General features: G+C 72.4%; 18 protein-coding genes. 8 read left to right on the plus strand and 10 right to left on the minus strand.

Annotated features, from left to right (window positions below; genetic code table 11):
* Positions 1-7: 7 nt before the first annotated feature.
* From G569_RS53920 to G569_RS0134200, 5 genes are read right to left on the minus strand one after another with little or no spacing between them, the layout of a single operon-like run.
* Positions 8-901 (minus strand): ornithine carbamoyltransferase, encoded by an 894-nt coding sequence (locus G569_RS53920; protein ID WP_037501151.1) that lies wholly within the window; start codon positions 899-901, stop codon positions 8-10.
* Positions 898-1,266 carry a hypothetical protein gene (locus tag G569_RS0134185; protein WP_028066749.1) on the minus strand — a complete coding sequence of 123 codons (369 nt, stop codon included), beginning with the start codon at positions 1,264-1,266 and terminating at the stop codon, positions 898-900. Before G569_RS0134185 ends, G569_RS53920 begins: the two co-directional genes overlap by 4 nt.
* Positions 1,263-1,388 carry a hypothetical protein gene (locus G569_RS66170; protein WP_306765331.1) on the minus strand — a complete coding sequence of 42 codons (126 nt, stop codon included), beginning with the start codon at positions 1,386-1,388 and terminating at the stop codon, positions 1,263-1,265. The genes G569_RS0134185 and G569_RS66170 overlap by 4 nt, the downstream gene beginning before the upstream one ends.
* A gap of 22 nt (positions 1,389-1,410) precedes the next feature.
* Positions 1,411-1,629, minus strand: a complete 219-nt coding sequence (locus tag G569_RS0134195) for a hypothetical protein (RefSeq protein WP_028066750.1) — start codon at positions 1,627-1,629, stop codon at positions 1,411-1,413.
* Positions 1,629-2,387, minus strand: coding sequence for an SDR family oxidoreductase (locus G569_RS0134200; RefSeq protein ID WP_028066751.1), 759 nt, complete (start codon positions 2,385-2,387; stop codon positions 1,629-1,631). The genes G569_RS0134195 and G569_RS0134200 overlap by 1 nt, the downstream gene beginning before the upstream one ends.
* Before the next feature lie 122 nt (positions 2,388-2,509).
* Here G569_RS0134200 and G569_RS0134205 point away from each other — a divergent pair, with 122 nt between their 5' ends.
* The 3 genes from G569_RS0134205 (at position 2,510) to G569_RS66690 (ending at position 5,656) form a co-directional block, all read left to right on the plus strand.
* On the plus strand, positions 2,510-3,673 hold the full coding sequence (locus G569_RS0134205; protein WP_053227485.1) for a low temperature requirement protein A: 1,164 nt from the start codon (positions 2,510-2,512) through the stop codon (positions 3,671-3,673).
* The gene (locus tag G569_RS63275) at positions 3,670-4,335 is read left to right on the plus strand and encodes a hypothetical protein (RefSeq protein ID WP_028066753.1); all 666 of its coding nucleotides are present in this window, start codon (positions 3,670-3,672) and stop codon (positions 4,333-4,335) included. Before G569_RS0134205 ends, G569_RS63275 begins: the two co-directional genes overlap by 4 nt.
* A 688-nt stretch (positions 4,336-5,023) precedes the next feature.
* Complete coding sequence (locus tag G569_RS66690; protein WP_442800907.1) at positions 5,024-5,656, plus strand: methyl-accepting chemotaxis protein; 633 nt, start codon at positions 5,024-5,026, stop codon at positions 5,654-5,656.
* On the opposite strand, the gene G569_RS0134220 is transcribed toward G569_RS66690, so the two are convergent.
* Positions 5,653-6,507 (minus strand): LysR family transcriptional regulator, encoded by an 855-nt coding sequence (locus G569_RS0134220; RefSeq protein ID WP_028066755.1) that lies wholly within the window; start codon positions 6,505-6,507, stop codon positions 5,653-5,655. The genes G569_RS66690 and G569_RS0134220 overlap by 4 nt on opposite strands.
* 72 nt (positions 6,508-6,579) lie before the next feature.
* Between G569_RS0134220 and G569_RS0134225 the strand changes: the two genes are divergently transcribed.
* The gene (locus G569_RS0134225; protein ID WP_157592511.1) at positions 6,580-7,437 is read left to right on the plus strand and encodes a DMT family transporter; all 858 of its coding nucleotides are present in this window, start codon (positions 6,580-6,582) and stop codon (positions 7,435-7,437) included.
* Here G569_RS0134225 and G569_RS0134230 read toward each other — a convergent pair.
* Positions 7,397-8,530 (minus strand): acyl-CoA dehydrogenase family protein, encoded by a 1,134-nt coding sequence (locus G569_RS0134230; RefSeq protein WP_157592512.1) that lies wholly within the window; start codon positions 8,528-8,530, stop codon positions 7,397-7,399. The genes G569_RS0134225 and G569_RS0134230 overlap by 41 nt on opposite strands.
* Positions 8,531-8,644: 114 nt before the next feature.
* Between G569_RS0134230 and G569_RS0134235 the strand changes: the two genes are divergently transcribed.
* Positions 8,645-9,298: a VOC family protein gene (locus G569_RS0134235; protein WP_028066758.1), complete on the plus strand. Its 654-nt coding sequence runs from the start codon at positions 8,645-8,647 to the stop codon at positions 9,296-9,298.
* A 46-nt stretch (positions 9,299-9,344) separates the two neighbouring features.
* Here G569_RS0134235 and G569_RS0134240 read toward each other — a convergent pair whose 3' ends face one another.
* Positions 9,345-9,866, minus strand: a complete 522-nt coding sequence (locus tag G569_RS0134240; protein ID WP_028066759.1) for a ricin-type beta-trefoil lectin domain protein — start codon at positions 9,864-9,866, stop codon at positions 9,345-9,347.
* 139 nt (positions 9,867-10,005) lie between these two features.
* Between G569_RS0134240 and G569_RS0134245 the strand changes: the two genes are divergently transcribed.
* On the plus strand, positions 10,006-11,292 hold the full coding sequence (locus G569_RS0134245) for a hypothetical protein (protein ID WP_028066760.1): 1,287 nt from the start codon (positions 10,006-10,008) through the stop codon (positions 11,290-11,292).
* Positions 11,293-11,295: 3 nt separating this feature from the next.
* Here G569_RS0134245 and G569_RS0134250 read toward each other — a convergent pair whose 3' ends face one another.
* Positions 11,296-14,955 carry an Ig domain-containing protein gene (locus tag G569_RS0134250; RefSeq protein ID WP_157592513.1) on the minus strand — a complete coding sequence of 1,220 codons (3,660 nt, stop codon included), beginning with the start codon at positions 14,953-14,955 and terminating at the stop codon, positions 11,296-11,298.
* Between the two features lie 78 nt (positions 14,956-15,033).
* Here G569_RS0134250 and G569_RS0134255 point away from each other — a divergent pair, with 78 nt between their 5' ends.
* A complete protein-coding gene (locus tag G569_RS0134255) occupies positions 15,034-15,651 on the plus strand; it encodes a DUF6518 family protein (RefSeq protein WP_306765333.1) in 618 nt (205 codons plus the stop codon).
* A gap of 2 nt (positions 15,652-15,653) precedes the next feature.
* Here G569_RS0134255 and G569_RS0134260 read toward each other — a convergent pair whose 3' ends face one another.
* Complete coding sequence (locus G569_RS0134260; RefSeq protein WP_028066763.1) at positions 15,654-18,038, minus strand: ATP-binding protein; 2,385 nt, start codon at positions 18,036-18,038, stop codon at positions 15,654-15,656.
* Between the two features lie 204 nt (positions 18,039-18,242).
* Between G569_RS0134260 and G569_RS0134265 the strand changes: the two genes are divergently transcribed.
* Entirely contained in the window at positions 18,243-18,653 is a 411-nt protein-coding gene (locus tag G569_RS0134265; protein WP_028066764.1) for a hypothetical protein, read from the plus strand.
* Positions 18,654-18,659: the final 6 nt, after the last annotated feature.

Here is an 18,659-nt window from a genome sequence, read left to right on the forward strand (position 1 = left end):
CGCAGTATCACAGCTCCCAATCGCCGGTCACGAGCGCGCGCAGCACCGCCTGCTCGACCGGCAGCAGGTTCGCCGCCTGCTCGGCCGTGAGCGAGCGCTCCCCGTCCAGCACGTCGCGATCGGCCGTACGCCCGCGGGCGGTCGGGATCGCGTGCAGGAACACGGCCCGCGGGGCGGCGTGCGCGAGCAGCTCGGGGGTGACGCGGTAGGCGTCGGGGAGCTCGACGCGCCAGGGGGCGCCGTAGACCGCGAGGGCGCCCCGCACCGCCTCGCGCGGGGAATCGCACATGCGCACGCTCTCGCCGGCGAGCGCGAGCAGCGCCGGGTCCGGTCCGAGCTCCGGCGGGGCGGCGATCCGCAGGTCGACGCCGGTCAGCATCGCGGCGCCGATCAGCGAGTGCGCGACCGCCTCGCAGTCGCCGATGTAGGCGAGCGGGAGCCCGCGCAGCTCGCCGAAGCGGTCGCGCAGCGTCAGGCAGTCCGCCAGCGCACGGCATGGGTACTCGCGGTCCGTGAGCACGTTGACGACCGGCACCGATGCGTGCTCGACGAGCTCGAGCAGGTCGCGGTGGTGGCGGGTGCGGACCGCGATCGCGTCGCAGTAGGCGGACAGGATCCGCGCGGTGTCGGCGACCGTGTCGCCATGGTCGAGCCGCAGCTCCGCCGGGCTGAGCATCACGGGGAGCGCGCCGAGCCGGGTGATCGCGACCTCCAGAGACACCCGGCTGCGGGTCGACGGCTGCTCGAACAGGCACGCGACCGCGCTGCCTTCCAGCGCGCCGCGCCAGGCCAACCGGTGGCGGCGCATGAGCGCCGCCATGTCGAGCAGCGCCTCGACGTCGGTGGCCGCGAGGTCGTCGACGCCGAGCAGCTGCCGCGGGCGGAGCGCGACCGCGGTCATCGCGGCGCGGCCCGGTAGAGCTTGGCCTGGGCGCGGTGGGCGAGGGCGCGGACTCCTGATGCGGAGTCCTCGCGCCCGAGCTGCGCAAGCCGGCGGACGCGCTCGTGCGCGGTGCCGGCCCGGTGGCGGTGCAGGTGGCGGATGACGAACACCGGCAGCGAGATGATCGCCACCACCGCTCCGACCACCAGCGCCAGGGCGACGGTCGGGACGACCACGACCACGGCGAGGATCGCCAGCGGCGGGCAGATCAGCAGCGCGCCGATGGCGATCACCGCCAGCTCGGCGGCGCGGATCGTCTCCGCCACCGCCAGGCCCGCCCAGGAGAGCTCCTGTTCGGAGCGCTCGACGAGGTCCGCGCTCATCGCGCCCACCGCGGCAGCCGCCGACCCGGCATGCGGGCCGCGGCCGCCAGTGAGTCCACCCGGTCGCGCTCGCAGGGCGGCTTGTCGTCGGCGGACAGCAGGTACAGCAGTCGCGTGCTCATCGGAAGGTCCTTTCAGGGGAGGTCAGTACTCGGCGAGCTGGCGCGTCGCGCTCTGGAGCGCGAGCGCGAGGCTCGTGGCATCGATCAGCCAGGGCTCGCCGTCGCGGCGGGGATCGATGCGCAGGTGCAGCCGGCCGTCGTAGAGGACGGTCACGGCCACCTGCTCGGCGCCGATCCAGAACTCGACGTTGGCGTCGGCGGCCTCTTCGGGGCTGGCGACGATGACGCGGACGGGCGGCATCAGGCCGTCGCGAGCTGGCGCTCGAGCCAGTCCTGGAAGTGGACGTCGCCGAGCATCGCGCCGTCGCCGGGGTTCAGGGTGGTGTCGTCGACCTGGTAGACGCCGAAGTACGGCGCGTCCGGGTCGGTCACGACGGTACGCGGATCGTTGCCGGCCTTCAGCGCCTGGGCGATCAGCTCGTCCATCCGGACCCGGTCCGGGCCGGCGACCTCGGCGATCCCGTTGACCGGCGCGCCGACCGCCGTGCGGGCCACGGCCTTGGCGACGTCCTCGGCCGCGAGCGGCTGGAAGAGGACCGGGGGAAGCCGGACGGTGTCGCCCTCGGTGGCCAGCGCGGCGATGCTCTTGAGGAACTCGAAGAACTGCGTCGCGTGCACGATCGAGTACGGCATGCCGGATTCGACGATCAGCTGCTCCTGGCGCGCCTTGGCCTTGAAGTAGCCCTTGTCGGCCATGAGCTGGGTGCCGACGACCGAGAGCGCGACGTGGTGCCCGACGCCCGCGGCCTTGCACGCGGCGAGCTGGTTGGTCGTCGAGGTCTCGAAGAAGTCGTAGACCGCCTGGTCCTCGAACGAAGGCGAGTTGGAGACGTCGACGAGCACGTCGGCGCCTTCGAGCACCTCGGCGAGGCCTTCGCCGGTGAGCGTGTTCACGCCCGTGTTGGGCGCCGCGGCGACCGCGTCGTGCCCGTGCATGTTGAGCTGTGAGACGACCTGGGAGCCGATCAGCCCGGTGCCGCCGATGACCACGATCTTCATCTGAGGATGCCTTTCGCTTGGATGTGCTTCACCCGGCACTGACCGGACAGCGCCGGCGTCTGTGACATGTCACGGATCGGGGCCTCGTCCGGTCTGTCCTCTGCGTGACCATCCGCACCCGCATGACCGCGCGCTCGACCGATGAGCCGCACCGCGTGTCCAGCCAGCTCGAGCTGCTGTTCGACCTCACGTTCGTGATCGCCGTCGCGGCGCTCGCGCATCATTTCGCCGTCGCGATCGGCCGTGGGTCGGCGCTCGGCGAGTTGATCCCGTTCCTGGAGGTGTTCTTCGCGATCTGGTGGGCGTGGGTGAACTTCACGTGGTTCGCGTCGGCGTTCGACACCGACGACGTGCCGTTCCGGTTGTTGACCTTGGTGCAGATGGCGGGCGTGCTGGTGCTGGCGGCCGGCGTGCCCTCCGCGCTGGACCACGGCGACTGGCGCGCGGTGACGATCGGCTACGCGATCATGCGGATCGGTTTGGTCTCACACTGGCTGCGGGCGGCGATCGACGACCCTTCGAGTCGCGAGACCGCTCTGCGTTACGCGGCTGGCATCACGCTCGCCGAGGTGCTGTGGTTGTCGCGACTGGCGGTCGACGAGGCGGGGCTGCTGGGCGACACGTCGCGGGTGGTCGTGTTCCTCGCGCTGGTGGCGCTCGAGCTGTGCATCCCGGTGTGGGCGGAGCAGCGGCGGGCGACGAGCTGGCATCCGCATCACATCGCCGAGCGCTACGGGCTGTTCGCGATCATCCTGTTCGGCGAGAGCGTCTTCGCGGCGTCGACCGGCGTCGACCGGGCGCTGTCGGCGGACGGGTTCAGCCTGCCGCTGGTCGCGATCGGCGCGGCGGCGCTGGTGCTCGTCTTCGCGCTCTGGTGGCTCTACTTCCTGCAACCGGCGGGGGAGGGACTGGTGGCGCACCGCGAGCGGTCGTACGTGTGGGGCTACGGCCACTACGGGCTGCTGGCGGCGCTGGCCGCGATCGGCGCGGGGTTGGAGATCGCGGTCGAGCAGGTCGGGCACCCGCCGGGCGCGATCGGGTGGGCGATCGCGATCCCCGTCGCGGCGTTCATCGCGCTGACGTGGGCGCTGCACGCGCCACTGATGCCGCGCCCGGTGCTGCGGCCCGGGCTGGTGCTGGCGGGCTGCGCCGCGGTCCTGTTGGTGCCGACGCTGCAGGTCTCGGTCGTCGCGATGCTGGTCCTGATCGCCGTCGTCTGCGCGGCGGTTGTCGCGCTGACGCTGGCGTTCGAGCGGACCCCGGCGCTGGCGTTGGAGGCGGCATGAGCGCGCCGGCCGAGGTCTTCCCGATGTGGCATCGGGCGCAGTTCGAGGCCGAGCGGCTCGCGCTGTGCGCCCTGCCCGCCCCGTCCGTGCTGCGGACGACGGAGCTCCTGCGAGCCGAGGTCGCCGAGGCGGTCGCGGAGTGGTTTCTCGCGCCCATGGAAGCTCCGGGCGCCGCGGTCCTGCGGGCGTACCGGGCGCTCGAGCGCGATGTCGCGCGGCTCTTCGAGGTCATCCGAGGCTCGCTCGCCGTGCGGGTCCGCTATGTGCGGACGGAGGACGAGCCGTACTCGGGCGGCGCGGAGCTGTGCGCAGAGTTGCGATCCGCCGGCACGATGACGCTGCGGACGATCGCGTGCGAGCCCCCGCATCCGCTGCTCGGCGGCGTGCAGGGCGGCGTCGTCGACCAGTTGCGGGTCGTCCACGACGTCTTCGGCCACGCGGCGCTCGGCGTCGGCTTCGACCTGGATGCCGAGTTCAACACGTGGCTGCAGTGCCGGGCGCTGTTCTCGCCCGTGGCGCGGCCCGCGGCGTTCTGCGAGCTCGTCGGCGCGGTCACGGCCTACGTCGTCACCGGGACCAAGCCGGGCCTGGTGGCGAAAGTGGCGCCCCCGCAGCTGCTCGGCGCCTGCGCGGATCGGACATCCGTCGACTTCGCGCTTTGAAGTGCCATCCCCCATTCAGGGGATGGCCTTGTCAGTCGATTGGGGGACAACAAAGCCCCGTGGTTACTGCGGGGAAACCGTTTGTCCCAAAAGGAGGCCCTTCGTGGCCGTCTCGTTCTTTGGCAGCTCGAAGGGCCCGGTTCGCTCCACCTCGCTCGCCGACGATCCCGCCGTCGGGGAGCTCACGCAGCGGCTCACCAGCCTGCACGACAACTGCCTGACCAACCTCGTCGCCGGGCTCGACGCGATGCGCGGCGGCGACCTCACGGTCGCGGTCACCCCTGTCACCTCGCCGATCGCGATCCGCAGCGACGACCCCGCCGTGCAGGCGCTGGTCGACCTCTTCAACTCGATGCTCACGAAGGCCCAGGCGGCGCTCGAGGGCTACAACGACGTCCGCGAGACCCAGCGTCGCGCGCTCGGCGACCACTCGGTGCTCGAGGGCCTCGAGTCGCGGCTGACGAGCCTCTCGAACCACTGTCTGACGGGGCTCGGCGAAGGGCTCGCCGCGGCCGCCGAGGGCAACCTGACCGTCGACGTGCACCCGGTGACGACCCCCCTGACCGCCGCCCCCGGCGAGTCCGTCGGCGAGCTCGGCGAGGTCTTCAACGGCATGCTCGCCAAGGCACAAGGCGGTCTGGAGGCCTACAACGCCATGCGCGTGCGGCTCAACGAGAAGGTCGGCGGCATGGTGGGTGACATCGGCGCGCTCGCGGCGAAGGTCGCGAGCAGCTCCCAGCAACTCTCCGCGAGTGCGCAGGAGACCGGCTCCTCGATCGGCGAGATCGCCACCGCCGTCGGCTCGGTCGCCGAGGGCGCCGAGCGCCAGGTCCGCCTCGTCGCCTCCACCCAGGAGGCCGCGCAGGACGCGGTCCAGCGCGCCGCACGGGCCCGCGAGGTCGCCAAGGAGGGCGTCGCGCTCACCGCCGAGATCGCGTCGATCGCCGACCAGACGAACCTGCTGGCGTTGAACGCCGCCATCGAGGCCGCGCGCGCCGGCGAACAGGGCCGCGGGTTCGCGGTCGTCGCCGACGAGGTCCGCAAGCTCGCCGAGTCCTCCTCCCAGACCGTCGAGCAGACCCGCGCGGCGTTCGACAACCTCGCCGCCAGCATCGAGGACGTCAGCGATTGCATCACCCGCGTCGCGCAGGCGACGGACGAGGTCTCCGACGTCGCGAACAACTCGAGCGCGGTCACCGAGCAGGTCTCGGCCGCCGCCCAGGAGTCGTCGGCCAGCACCGCCCAGGTGGCATCGACCTCGGGCGAGCTCGCGGGCTACGCGGCGGACCTGGACCGTTTGGTGGCCGCGTTCTCGGTCTAGGCGGCGTCGGCGAGGGCAGCTGAGCGCAGGGCCCGCCAGGCCGCGGCGCGCAACGCGGGGATGAGGTCGCGGTGGCGTTCGCTCGCGACCAGCCAGATCGGCGTCGCGATGCCCTCGGCGAGCGGGCCGGTGCGGATGCGGGCGAGGCCGTCGGCGCCGGCGAGCAGGAGCGCGTAGCCCATGCCTGCGCGGGTGGCGGCGTGGACGCCGTTCATGTGTGGGCTCTCGGCGGTCAGGGTGACGTCGGCGCCGAGGTCGCGGATGCGGGCGAGGGCGAGGTCGCGCAGGGCGCACGGAGCGTCGTAGGCGACGAGCGGCAGCGGGTCCGGGAGCGTGGTCGGGTCCGGCTGCGCCGCCGCGCGCCACCAGTGCAGGCGGACGGGCCCGAGCGCGACCGGGTCGGGGACGTCGTACGGGTGCAGGGTGAAGGCGGCGTCGATGTCACCGCGCCCGACGGCGCGGCTCACCTCGGCGGAGCGGTCGATGCGCACCTGGATGACGCGGTCGCCGAGCTGCTCGCGGACCACCGAGAGCAGGCGGGGGAGGATCGGGTCCGCCAGATGTTCGATCGTCCCGAGGACGAACGGGCGGTCGGAGACGAGTCGCTGGACGGCGCGGTCGTGGGCGGCGAGCACGGACTCGAGCTCGGCCGCCGCCCGCTCGCCGAACGCGGTCAGGCGCACGCCGCGGCCGTCGCGCGCGAAGAGCGGCTCGCCCAGTTGCTCCTCCAGGCGCCGGATGTGGCGGCTGACCGCGGGCTGTGTCAGGTGCAACGCCTCGGCCGCGCGGTGGTAGCCGCCGTAGCGGACGATCGCCTGCAGCGAGCGGAGGTGCGCGGGATCGAGGTCCATTGATCACGAAACGGTATCGGTTTCGTCGAGGAGTGATTGATGCACGCGCGCGCGGCGCGGAGCATCGAAGCCATGTCCTCGCTCTTCATCGTCCTCTGGAGCTCCGGCTACGTCGTCGGCGCGCTGGCGCTCCAGGTCGCGGATCCGCTGCCGCTGCTGGAGTCGCGGTTCGTGCTCGCGGCGCTGATCACCGTGCCGCTGGTGCTCGCCCGCGGGCGCTTGGGCGACGTGCCGGTCGGTCGCCTGGCGCTGGTCGGCCTGCTGCTCCAGGTGCTGCAGTTCGCCGGCGTCTACGGCGGGATGGCGCATGGCGTCCCGGCCGGCGTGTCGGCGCTCGTGATGCTCGGGCTCTCGCCGCTCGTCACCACGGCGCTGGCGTTGCGCGCCGGCCTCGAGAACGGAAGCCGGCGGCGCTGGGCCGGGCTCGCCATCGGCGCGGTGGGCGTCTTCACCGGGCTGCTCCCGGAGCTCTCGAGCGCGCACGTCGGCGCGGGCCTCGGTCTGACGTTCGTCGGGCTGTTCGGGCTGGCGGGTGGGACCGTGCTGCAGAAGCGCGTCGCCGACGGGGTGGACCCGTTCGCCTCGGTCGCGGTGCAGTCGGTCACCGCGGCGCTCGTCCTCGCGCCCGCGCTCGCGATCCTCGGCGGCCGCGTCGAGCTCGGCGCGCACCTCGTGTTGTCGGTCGCGTGGATCGCCGCCGGCATGGGCGTGTTGACGGTGCTCGTGCTGATCCGGCTGCTCCGGGAGACCTCCGCGAGCCACGTCGGCGCGCTGCTGCTGCTCGTCCCGGCGGTGACCGCGCTGGCATCGGGGCCGGTGCTCGGTCAGCCGGTCCGGCCGCTCACGCTCCTCGGCATGGCCGTCGCGGGCGTGGGTGTCGCCACGGCGCTCAGTACGAGCGCGGGAGGCCGAGCACTTTCGTGGCGATGAAGCTCGTGACGAGGTTGTTGTTGACCGGCGCGACCTTGTAGAGGCGTGTCTCGCGGAACTTGCGCTCGACGTCGTAGGCGTCGACGAAGCCGTACCCGCCGTGGGTGTCGAGGCAGACGTTCGCCGCGGCCCAGCTCGCCTCAGAGCTCAACAGCTTCGCCATGTTGGCCTCGGCCCCGCAGGGCTCGCCGGCGTCGAACCGGCGGGCGGCGTCGTAGCGCATCAGGTCGGCCGCGCGGACCTGCATGTAGGCGTTCGCGATCGGGAACTGCACCCCCTGGTTGACCCCGATCGGCTTGCCGAACACCTCGCGGGTGTTCGCGTAGGCGGTGGCGCGCTCGGTGAACCAGTAGCCGTCGCCGATCGCCTCTGCGGCGAGCAGGATGCGCTCCGCGTTCCAGCCGTCGATCACGTAGCGGAAGCCCTGGCCCTCCTCGCCGATCAGCGACGAGCCGGGCACCCGCAACCCGCGATAGCGGACCTCGTTCGTGGCGTAGTTGAACATCGTCCGCACCGGGGTGATCTCCAGCGCGTCCGGGTCGACCTCGCGCAGGTCGATCAGCAGCAGGTTGAGCCCCTCGGTGTCACCGGAGCGGGCGAGCAGGAGCAGCAGGTCGGACTGCTGGATGCGGCTCGTCCAGTTCTTGTGGCCGTCGATGACGAAGGCGTCGCCGTCGCGCGTCGCCGTCGTGGCGATCGCGGTCGTGTTCGAGCCCGCCTCGTGCTCGGTGATCGAGAACGCCTGCAGCCGGATCTCCCCGCCCGCGATCCCCGGCAGGTACGCGCGCTTCTGCGCCTCGTTGCCGTGCTTGAGCAGCGCGCCCATCGTGTACATCTGCGCGTGGCACGCGGCGGAGTGCCCACCGGAGCGGTTGATCTCCTCCATCACGATGCTCGCGTCCGTGAGGCTCATCCCGAGCCCGCCGTACTCGGCCGGGATCAACGCGGAGAGCAGCCGCGCCTCGGTGAGCGCGTCGACGAACGCGTGCGGGTACTCACGCCGCGCGTCCAACTCGCGCCAGTACTCGTCGCCGAAGCGCGCGCACACCTCCCGCACCTGCGCGCGCAGCGTCGGGTTCGACTCGTCTCCCACACGCACATTCTGCCGCGCCGACGATCACGGCGCTGTTCGCGCCGGGGCGTACCTCGACAAGACCGAGCAGGAATGGAGAAGCGCCACCGCCGGCCCGGACCTAGCATCGCGGTCATGGCTTCCATCGCTTCCGTCACCCTCGAAGTCGCCGACACCAGCGCCGCGCGAGACTTCTACTCCGAGGCGTTCGGGCTCGGGCCCGAGTTGCGCCTGCGGGCCTCGGAGGCGCCGAGCACCGGCTTCCGCGCCTTCACGCTGTCGCTGACGGTGTCACAACCGGCCACGGCCGCCGCCCTGATCGACAGCGCGCTCGCCGCGGGCGCGACGTCGCTGAAGCCGGCGTCGAAGTCGCTGTGGGGCTTCGGTGGCGTTGTGCAGGCGCCCGACAGGACGATCTGGAAGGTCGCGACCTCCAAGAAGAAGGACTCGGGCCCGGCGACCCGCGAGATCGACCGCATCGTGCTGCTGCTCGGCGCCGCCGACGTCCCCGCCAGCAAGCGCTTCTACCTCGAGCACGGCCTGACGGTCGCGCGGAGTTTCGGCCGCAAGTACGTCGAGTTCGACATGCCGGCGGGTGCGATCGCGCTCGGACTCTACGGCCGAAAGGCGCTGGCCAAGGACGCGGGCGTCGACCAGGACGGCAGCGGCTCGCACCGGCTGATCATCGACGGCGACATCGGCGCGCTCACCGACCCCGACGGCTTCGAGTGGCAGCCGGCGCCGGTCGTGGGCGCCGCCACGTCTGACCGCCTCGCGGTCGCGCGCTGAGACCGCTTCCGCGGCGCGTCCGTGACGCGCCGCGGAAGGGTGTCGATCAGAGGACGTGGACCTGCCACAGCATGCGGCTGGCACCGGTGAAGAACTGCTGGTCGACGAGCTCGGAGAACGTCGTGCCGTTCTGCTTGGCGTCCTGGGCGTTCAGGGACCGCGACGACTTGAGGTTGCGCAGCTCGCGGAAGCAGCCGGACTCCAGGCCCTGCGCCCACAGCTGGTTCTGACCGTGGTTGCACGGCTGCGTCGTGACGAGGTTGGAGCTCGTCGAGGCCGTCAGGCACCGGCTCGTGTTGTTGCCCTGGTGATAGATGGCCGCGTTGCCGAACGCCTCCTTGACCCACGTGTGCGACGACAGGTGCGGCCCGGAGAAGCTCAGGCCGACGCTCCCTTGCGGGATGCCGCCGAACGTCTTCGGGGCGAGCACCTCGCCGCTGAGCTTGTTGACCAACTCGACGCGGACGTCGGCGGCTTCGGCGCGCGCGCTCATCGACAGCGCGAGCGTCAGGACCAGCACGGCGCCGAACAGCGCGGCGACGAGCTTCTGGGGGACAGCGGTGATCATGGGGTTGCCTCCTGGGCGGAATGGACGTACGCCCTCTGAGACGCCGGCCCGGCGCCCGCCCGCGGGGACTTCTCCTCGCCGACCCCTCATGCCGGCCGCGGCGGGGCATGACGACCGACCGGCGGATAGTCTCGATCCGGTGAGCGACGACGAAGCGGCGCTACGCGCCGCCATCGATGCCGGTGACGACGCTGCGCGCTTCGACCTCGGCGTGCTGCTCGCGCAGGATGTCGCCCGGCGGGACGAGGCGGAGGTTCATCTGCGGGCGGCGCTCGCCGCAGGGCGCACCGACGCTTACGACTACCTCGCCTGGATCCTGGTCGAGCAGGTCGGACGCGAGGACGACACCGAGGACGCCTGCCGCCACGCGATCGCGCACGGGAGCACGGTTGCGCAGGGCTATCTCGGTTCGATCCTCGCTCGGCTCCAGCGCTACCCGGAGGCCGAGGGCGCGTTCCGCGACGCGATCGCGGTGGGGGATGACCGGCGGCCTGAGCTGCTTCGCGCCCTCGCCGACCAGGCCGGCCGCCAGGCGGATGTCGCCGCGCTCGCGCGCGAGCTCGCCGCCGACGGCCACGGGTGGGCGTACGTGTGGCTGGCCTGGGCGCTGGTCGGGCAACCGGGCCACGCCGCCGAGGCCGAGCAGGCGAGCCGCGCGGCGATCGCCGAGGGCAGCACGGTGGCGCTGGACTACCTCGCCCGCGCGCTGCACGACCAAGGTGGGCGCGAAGCCGACGTCGAGGTCGCGCTCGAAGCGGCCCACGCGGCGGGCAGCACGATCGCCGCGTACCGGCTCGGCCGGCTCCTCGCCCGCGACGCCGACCGTCAGGACGAAGCCGAGGCGGCGTTCCGCGCGGCGATCGGCCGCGGGCATGAGAACGCCGTGCTGGAACTGGGGCTGCTGCTGAGCGGCTACCCGGACCGTCGCGACGAGGCGTTGGCCGCCTACGCCGCCGCGGTGGCGGCCGGGCACGAGCGCGCGTGGCTCATCCTCGGCGGCATCCTCTCGACGCCCGCCGTCGGCACGTTCAACCTCGGCGCCGAGCTCGAGCACGCCGTGGACCCGGACGAGGTCGATCCCGACGATCCGATCTGGCGCGGGACGATGCTGGCCCTCGCCGGCCGCACCGACGAGGCCGAAGCCAGCTTCCGCGATGCCGTGCAGGCGGGGGAGACCGAGGCGCTGATCGCGGTCGCGCTCGCGGTCTCCGGCGCGCCCGGACGCCGAGCGGAGGCAGAGCAGCTCCTGCGGCTCGCCGCGTACGCCGAGATCCCCGAGGCGGACCTGCTGCTCGGCGCGCTGCTCACCGACCAGCCCGGCCGCCGGGAGGACGCCGAAGCGTCCTACCGGGCGGCGCTCGATGCGGGCCTCGAGACCGCGGAATGGGGCCTCGCCGTGCTCGGTGGCGCCACCGAGCTCGACTGAGTCCTAGGTGGCGTGCGCGAACGTGCGCGGGCCAGACCAGGTGGTGCCGTTCCAGATGTAGCCGCGGCCCGTGTTCGTGACGGCGACGCAGAACGACGGTCCGCCGCACGAGCCCTTCGCGTAAACGCCCGCGGGCACCGTCAGGCTGTTGTTCCACGCGGCGCCGTTCCAGAGCCACAGGGAGGTGACGCCGCTGTCGAAGGTGGCGTTGCCGCCGCCCGCGATGCACCGGTCACCGGTCGGCGCGCAGCCGCCGGCGGCCATCCACAGGGTCTGCCCGCCGCCGGTGACGTTGACCGCCCCGAACGCTGTGCCGGCGAAGGCGTAGGCGCCCGTGTCCCCCGGGGCGAAGCACGTCGTCATCGACGCACACGCGACGTCACGCAGCACGTCGGCCTGCGGAGCCAGCATGGAGAGCGTCGTGCCGTCGAACGTGGCGGAGTCCCGGCCACCGGTGAGCACGCACTGGTCGACGGCGACGCAGTCGATGAACCAGAAGTCCACGCCCGGGGAAGAGCCGTGCAGGGTCCAGCCACTGCCGTCGTAGACCAGCACCTGCGACTCCGGATCCTGTGTGTTCGGGTCCCAGGTGATCGCCGCGATCGCGCAGTAGGTCGGCGTGACGCAGTCGACATCGCTGAACATGTGGTCGGGGAAGCCGGGATCAGGCAGCACCGTCCACGCGGTGCCGTCGAAGATCCCGATCCCGTGCTCCTGGTTGACGACCATGCAGAACGTCTCCGTCGCGCACGAGAGCTGCCCGGCGAACATCCCCATCGGGACGCTGTCGGCGCGTGGGCGCCAGCGCCCGCCTTCGAGCGCGTACGCCCCGTTCATCGCGTCGAGCGCCATGCAGAAGCCCGCCGTGGGGCAGGACACGTCCCACAACGAGATGGCGCTGTTCTTCCACATCTTCAGTGACAGGGCCTGCGTGTCGGTCTGGCCGGCCGAGTCCTCGACCTTGACGGTGAACGTCGCGGTCGTGGTGCTGGACGCGTTCGACGTGCCGGTGATGTGCCCCGTCGACGCGTTGAGGCTGAGCCCGCCGGGCAGGGTCCCGCTGTCGAGCGAGAACGTGTACGGGGCGGTGCCGCCGATGACGGTCACGACGTCGTCGTAGGCCTCGTTGACATGGCCGTCGGACAGCCACTCCGCGGTGATCTCCAGGCCGGCGGGGAGGACCGCGACGTTGATCGTGCGCGATCCGGTCCGTCCGTCGGCGTCGGTGACCGTGACGTTCAGGGGCGTGGTGCTCGCCGCGGACGGCGTGCCGCTGACGACGCCGCCGGCGGAGACCGAGAGGCCGTTCGCGCCCGTGGCGGACCAGGTGTACGGCCCGCGCCCGCCGGTGGCGGCCAGCGTCTGCTGGTAGGCGACGCCGACCATGCCCTCGGGGAGCGTCGCCGTCGAGACGACCGGCGCGGGGATGTCCTGGATCGTCAGAGCGATCGTCGCGGTCGCCGTGCGGCCGTCGGCGTCGGTGACCGTGGCGGAGAACGTCTTGGCCCCGGCGACGGTCGGGGAGCCGGTGACGCGCCCGCCTGAGCTGACCGCCAGTCCGGCCGGGACACCGGTCGCGCTCCAGGTGTAGGGCTCGAGGCCGCCGGTCGCGGTCAGCGTCTGCTCATAGGCCTGGCCGAACGTCGCGTCGCCGAGGGTGGTCTTGGTGATCGCCAACGCGGCCGGGGCGATCGTGATCGTGAGCTCGCGTACGGCGACCGCGCCGTCGAACGCCACCGCACGCACGGTGAACGTGAACGTGCCGGCTTTGGTGGGCAGCCCGGCGAGCTGCCCGTCGGACCCGAGCTTGACCCCGGGCGGCAAGGCGCCTGCCACGACGCTCCACCCGTCCGCGACCACCCCGCGGTCCGCCGCGATCGAGGCCGAGTAAGCCTGGGTCGCGGTGCCATCCGGGAGCGTGGTCGTCGTGATCGCCAGAGGGCGGCCGACGGTGTCGACGGTGAACGTCTTCCACCCCTCGTTGCCGAACCGGTCGCGCGCGGCGAGCACGAACTGGGCCGAGTCCCACCGGTCCGCCGGCCAGGTGCCCGAGATGACGCCCGTCGCGGCGTCCAGCGCGATCCCGGCCGGCAGCGCGCCGCGCGTGATCGAGTAGCTCAGAGGGCCGTAGGAAGAGCTTGCGGAAAGCGTGGCCGAGTAGGCCGCGCCGGGTGTCGCCCGCGGCGGCGCCGCCGCCGCGAACACCGGGATCGGCAGCGCGGACGCGTTCTGCACCGGCCAGTCCTCCGACCAGACCGTCCGCTCGTCGGCCGGGCCGCCGGCGACGCTCAACGCGGCCGAGATCCCGACACCGCTCGCGAGCTTCCACCAGGGCTTGGCGGCCGGATCGGCGTCGAAGCTCAGCCGGTTCTCCGCGGCCACGGCGAGCGTGTGGGCACCCGGGAACGCCCACGTGATGCGCGGGGTCACGGAGGCCCGGACGCGAGCGGCGGACCGCGGGACGGGCTTCGAGGACGCGCTGTAGCGGTCGACCTTGGCCGACTTGGAGAAGCCACCCGCGTCCCACTCGGCGGCGATCGTGGCGTTGACCAGCGGAGACACCGCCGTCTCCAGCGTGGAGCCCGAGACCGCGGACACGGTCCCGTGGAAGCCGAGCGTCGGGACGATCACGGCCGGAACAGGTCCCGCGTAGATCTCGACGGGGTCGAGCGCCAGGTCATGGCCGAGCAGGTCGGCGTCCAAGGTGCAGGCGGACGCGCCGGTGAGGCGCACGTTCAGCCCCGCCATCGCGCTCAGGTCACCCGATACGCGCGCCGACACCTCGCCGCTCGCGTTCCACCCGAGCTGGACGCGCAGATCCGCGGCCACGCTCACGCTCGACGAGAGTTGACCAGAGCCGGTGGAACAGACCAGCGGCGTGTCGGCCAGCGGCTGCCAGGTCGAGCCTGCGGCGAACGCGCGCGGCATGGCGCTCGTGAACGCGGAGGTCTTCTTGACTTCGCCGAGCGAGAGCTTTCGGTCGTTGACGAGCTCGCCCGTCGGGCCGATCGCCGTCAGCGGCGCCTGCTTGCCGCGCGCGATCGTCTGTGTGCCGGAGCGCGTCACGCTCTCCACCGCGATCAGCAGGCCCTTCGGCGTCACCGGGCCGATCCCGGCGGCGAGCACCGAGCCGACGCCGATCGCGCTCGTCGGAGACTCGACCGTCGCCTCCAGGACCCCGCCGCCGACGTCGGCGACGGACTTGACCGCCGACGCCGCGGCGACGCGGGTCGCGTTCTTCACCCGCTGGCCGAACCGCACGTCGATCGCACCCGCCGCGCCCTTGCGCAGGGTCGCCCGCGTCTCGCGGTAGGTCGCGAACGTCGTGTACTCCTTGCCCGCGATCGGGGCGGCGACGACGCGATACGCGCCGGGGCGGACCGTCCCGAAGCGAGTGGTCTTCTTGATCGTGCGCTTGAAGCCGCCCGGGCCGCTGACCCTGACCCGCGCGCGGGCGCCCTTAGGCGCGGCGACAGTCACGCGCAGCGTGGTCTTGCGCGCCTTCTTGGTCTTGTGCTTCGGCGCCAGGACGAGCGTCCGCGGCTTGGCCTTCTGGCCGCACGTGGCGGGGGAACACACGGTGGGCGCCGCGGAGGCGGACGCCGGCAGGGTCAGGAGGGCGAGCGCAGTCGTCACGACCGCCAACGGCTTCAGGGTTGGCACAGCCACGTTCTCGGCGGCCCAACATGAGAGTTGACCCCGCTTCGTCATCTGACTGACTGGTGCGGAGATGTGAATGTGGTGCACAGAATCCGCACAGCACCGCCACTGGACCCGCACACGCCGCGCCTACGATCGGCGGCCATGCGCGGATTCCAGCTCGTCGGCCTGGGGCTGGCCGTCGGCGCGCTCAGCTCCCTCGGCCGAGCGCACCTCGACGGCACGCTCGACGCATTCGCGAACTCGGTGAGCACCTGGCTGGTCGCCCCGTTCATCGTCGGAGCGCTGGCCGCCGGCCGCCGTTCCGCAGCCGCCGCGGGCCTGGCCACGTGCGCGGCGCAGATCGTCGGGTACTACGCGGTCGACCACCTGCAGGGCATCCGGACGCCCGGTTCACTGATCGTCTTCTGGACCCTGTGCGCGGTACTCGGCGGGCCGGTCTTCGGCGTCGCGGGACGGCTGTGGCGCACCACCGGCATCGCGGTCCTCGCGGGCGTGTTCGTCGCGGAGGGCCTTTACGCCTACCTGCACCGGTTGCACCAGTACCCGACCGCGGCGTTGTGGATCGGGCTCGGCCTCGCGCTGGCCGTGCTGGCGAGCCGCGGGCGCGTGGAGCAGTTGCGGTGGCTTGGCCTGACCGTCCCGCTCGGCGTGGCCGGGGAGGTCGGGCTGACGGCGGTCCTCCAGCGCTTCTTCTAGCGTCAGGCCGTACGGTCGCTCGCGGCCCAGCGCTCGCGCGAATCGATGAGCGTGTGCTGCGCCTCGCGCAGCGCGGCTCTCGCGTCGTCGTGCAGGTCGGGGTGGATGGCGGCGAGGACGCGCGCGTAATCGTGCAGCAACTGACCGCGCGCGACGGCCGTCACGGTCGACGGTCCCAGCACGGTCTCGCCCGTTCCCGTCACGTGGTCGAACGTCGCATGCACCGCGGTGCCGCGCGCCTTCGTGCCCGAGACGACGTCGAGGTCGTCGGCGAGGCGACGCATCAATCGCAGGCCGAGGCCCGACGGCGCGTCGTCCTCGCGGGACGGGATTCCTCCGCCGTGGTCGATGACCGACAGCGCCAGGGAGTCACCGCGCAGGACGGCGACGACGTACAGCGGCCCAGGCCGGCCGTCCTGGTAGGCGTGGCGGACGACGTTCGTCGTCGCCTCGCTGAGCAGCAGCGCGATGTCCGCTCGCTCGGCGCCGTCGAGGCCTTGGCAGCGAAGGCCCTCGTCCAGCTCGCGCCGGGTCTGGCTGACCGTGGCGGGCACCGCCGGGAGCAGCCGCTCGTAGATGATCACGTCGGCCTTGCGCTCGTCGTCGGCCTTGCTCAACGGGCGTGGGCCGGAGGGAGCGATCCGCTGCAGATAGATCGTCCCCGTGATGCGGGTGCCGCGGCCGGGCGAGGTGTGGATGACGACCTCGCCGCCGGCGGTGTGCACGCGATCGCGGATGTGGCGCAGACCATGACCGGTCTCCCTGCGCCCGAGCACGAAGCCGACGCCGTCGTCGCGGATCTCGAAGCGCAGGTGGCGATCCTGCGCGAGCTCGATCCACACGCCCGAGGCCTCCGCGTACTTCATCGCGTTCTGCACCGCCTCGGCGCACACGAAATAGAGCGAGGTCTCGATGTCGAGGTCGTGCCGCGTGAGTCCGGAAACGTTTACGTGCACTGGCAAGGGCGTATCCCGTGCGAGCGCTCGCAGCGCGCCTTCGAGACCGTGCTCGTGGAGGACCCGCGGGAACGAGCCACTGGCGTACGAGCGCAGCTCCTCGAGCGCCTCGTCGACCTCGAGCGTGAAGCCGCGCACGGCGCGCGCGCCCGCGACCGGGTCGTCGTGGAGCGTCTTCTCGGCCAGTGCGAGGCGGATGCCGAGGGCGATCAGACGCTGCTGGACGCCGTCGTGCAGGTCGCGTCCGATCCGGGCGCGCTCGGCCTCGGCGGCGTCGTCGATCCGCCGCCGCGCGTCGGCCAGCTCCACCAGCGCGCGGTCGCGTTCGGCGGTGATCTCCTCGTTGCTCCAGCGGGCCAGAACGAGCGAGCCGACGGCGGTCACGAGCTCTTGGTCGTCGCGCAGCGCGGCGGCATGGACGAGCGCCAGCGCCGGACCGTCGCCCTCGATGACGGTGACGTCGCGTCCCGGCGCCGGCTCAGGCGGTGCGGCCAGCTCATGGCCCGCGCCGTCGTGCCACGGCCCGGCCGCGTCCACGCGTGAGAGCACCTCGATCTCCGGGTCCTCGAGCGCGTCGGCGAGCCTGTCGCGCAGCTCCGTGCGACAGCGGGTCGTGCCGTTGAGCCGCATCAGGATCTCGGCCAGGAGCAGACGCCGCCCGACGAGCGCGAACAGGAAGGTCGCCGCGACGGCGACGATGCAGACGGCGGTGACGGCGCCGAAGGAGTCCACGAGGTCGCTCCCCGCGGCGGACTGGCGAAGCGCCGAGAACACCACGTGGCTCGCCACGGTCGCGGTGCCCACCAGCGCGACCGGCCACAGCATCCGCCGCCGTACGGGCGACGCGGCGTGCCAGCGGCCGAACATCGAGACCGCGACGCCCACGAGCAACAGGTCGAGCAGCGTGTTGCGCAGCGGAATGACCACGCTGTCCACCACTCCGGGCTCGGTGCCGAGCAGGAACGCCGCGTTGGCGGGGCAATCCACGCCGCACGATCCCCACGGCGTCCGCGCGGGGAAGTTCTCCACGAACGGCGTCGCGGCGAAGAAGAGCACCCCGACCACCGCGACCGTCGAGATCGCGAGCACGCGCTCGAACCGTCCGTGGATGCGGCCATCGGGGAACGTGAGCAGCAGCCAGTACACGAGCGTGAGCGCGAGCCACCCGGACAGCCGGCCGACCGTGTACGGGATGCTCGAGGACTGCCCGGCGAGTCCGGCGAGCGAGCAGGCGCAGCTCAGTGCGAGCAGCCCGATCCCGAACCGCGTGCCGGTCGCGGTGCCGAGCGCGTAGAGGCCCGCGACGAGCGGCACGCCGACGACGAGCAGGGCGAACACGCCGCGGCCGAACTTCTCACCCTCTGGCGCGCCCGCCGCGGCAATCGCCACCGAGAGCAGGCAGATCGTCGCGCCGATCATCGCCAGGGCCATCACCGGGGCCCGGTCTGCCGTTCTCTCAGGCATCGATGACTCGCTGACCCAGAGCGTGCGCCGACGGTATGGAGAAGTCCCCGCAAAAGCAAGCGACGCCCGTACCTACCACGGGCCGGACGATTCAGCCCCTCGGAGCGATTCCACATCGCCCGAAGTGGGTGATGTGGCGGCGCCCGGAGCGACGGACAATCGCGAGCGCCGATGGGGTCTGAGAGCACCCGAATCCTGATCGTCGCGAACCGGTCGGTCGCGACCCCCGCGCTGCTCTCGCAACTGCGCACCCGCGCCGAGGCCGGCCACTGCGAGTTCCACCTGCTCGTCCCCGACGCGCCGCCCGGCCGGCCGGGCGACTGGCTGCTGCGCTACGCGGTGAAGCTGTTCACGCGCGCGACCGGCGGACCGGTCGACGGCCGCCTGGCGCGGGGCTGCGCGCCACTGGAGGCGATCACCGACGAGCTCGCCCAGCACGTCTACGACGAGGTGATCCTCTCCACGCTCGCGCCGTGGGGCTCGCGCTGGTTGCGCGAAGGACTTCCAGACCGCGTCGAGGCGCTCGGCGTCCCGGTCACCGTCGTCACACCGTCGGGCCAGCGGGCGCCGACACCCGTCTAAGAGGAG

The organism is Solirubrobacter soli DSM 22325 (genome assembly GCF_000423665.1).
GTDB lineage: Bacteria > Actinomycetota > Thermoleophilia > Solirubrobacterales > Solirubrobacteraceae > Solirubrobacter > Solirubrobacter soli.

Coding starts and splice junctions, on each gene's coding strand:
- G569_RS53920 (WP_037501151.1), bottom strand. CDS start 901: ATGACCGCGGTCGCGCTCCGCCCGCGGCAGCTGCTCGGCGTCGACGAC.
- G569_RS0134185 (WP_028066749.1), bottom strand. CDS start 1,266: ATGAGCGCGGACCTCGTCGAGCGCTCCGAACAGGAGCTCTCCTGGGCG.
- G569_RS66170 (WP_306765331.1), bottom strand. CDS start 1,388: ATGAGCACGCGACTGCTGTACCTGCTGTCCGCCGACGACAAGCCGCCC.
- G569_RS0134195 (WP_028066750.1), bottom strand. CDS start 1,629: ATGCCGCCCGTCCGCGTCATCGTCGCCAGCCCCGAAGAGGCCGCCGAC.
- G569_RS0134200 (WP_028066751.1), bottom strand. CDS start 2,387: ATGAAGATCGTGGTCATCGGCGGCACCGGGCTGATCGGCTCCCAGGTC.
- G569_RS0134205 (WP_053227485.1), top strand. CDS start 2,510: ATGACCGCGCGCTCGACCGATGAGCCGCACCGCGTGTCCAGCCAGCTC.
- G569_RS63275 (WP_028066753.1), top strand. CDS start 3,670: ATGAGCGCGCCGGCCGAGGTCTTCCCGATGTGGCATCGGGCGCAGTTC.
- G569_RS66690 (WP_442800907.1), top strand. CDS start 5,024: ATGGTGGGTGACATCGGCGCGCTCGCGGCGAAGGTCGCGAGCAGCTCC.
- G569_RS0134220 (WP_028066755.1), bottom strand. CDS start 6,507: ATGGACCTCGATCCCGCGCACCTCCGCTCGCTGCAGGCGATCGTCCGC.
- G569_RS0134225 (WP_157592511.1), top strand. CDS start 6,580: ATGTCCTCGCTCTTCATCGTCCTCTGGAGCTCCGGCTACGTCGTCGGC.
- G569_RS0134235 (WP_028066758.1), top strand. CDS start 8,645: ATGGCTTCCATCGCTTCCGTCACCCTCGAAGTCGCCGACACCAGCGCC.
- G569_RS0134240 (WP_028066759.1), bottom strand. CDS start 9,866: ATGATCACCGCTGTCCCCCAGAAGCTCGTCGCCGCGCTGTTCGGCGCC.
- G569_RS0134260 (WP_028066763.1), bottom strand. CDS start 18,038: ATGGCCCTGGCGATGATCGGCGCGACGATCTGCCTGCTCTCGGTGGCG.
- G569_RS0134265 (WP_028066764.1), top strand. CDS start 18,243: ATGGGGTCTGAGAGCACCCGAATCCTGATCGTCGCGAACCGGTCGGTC.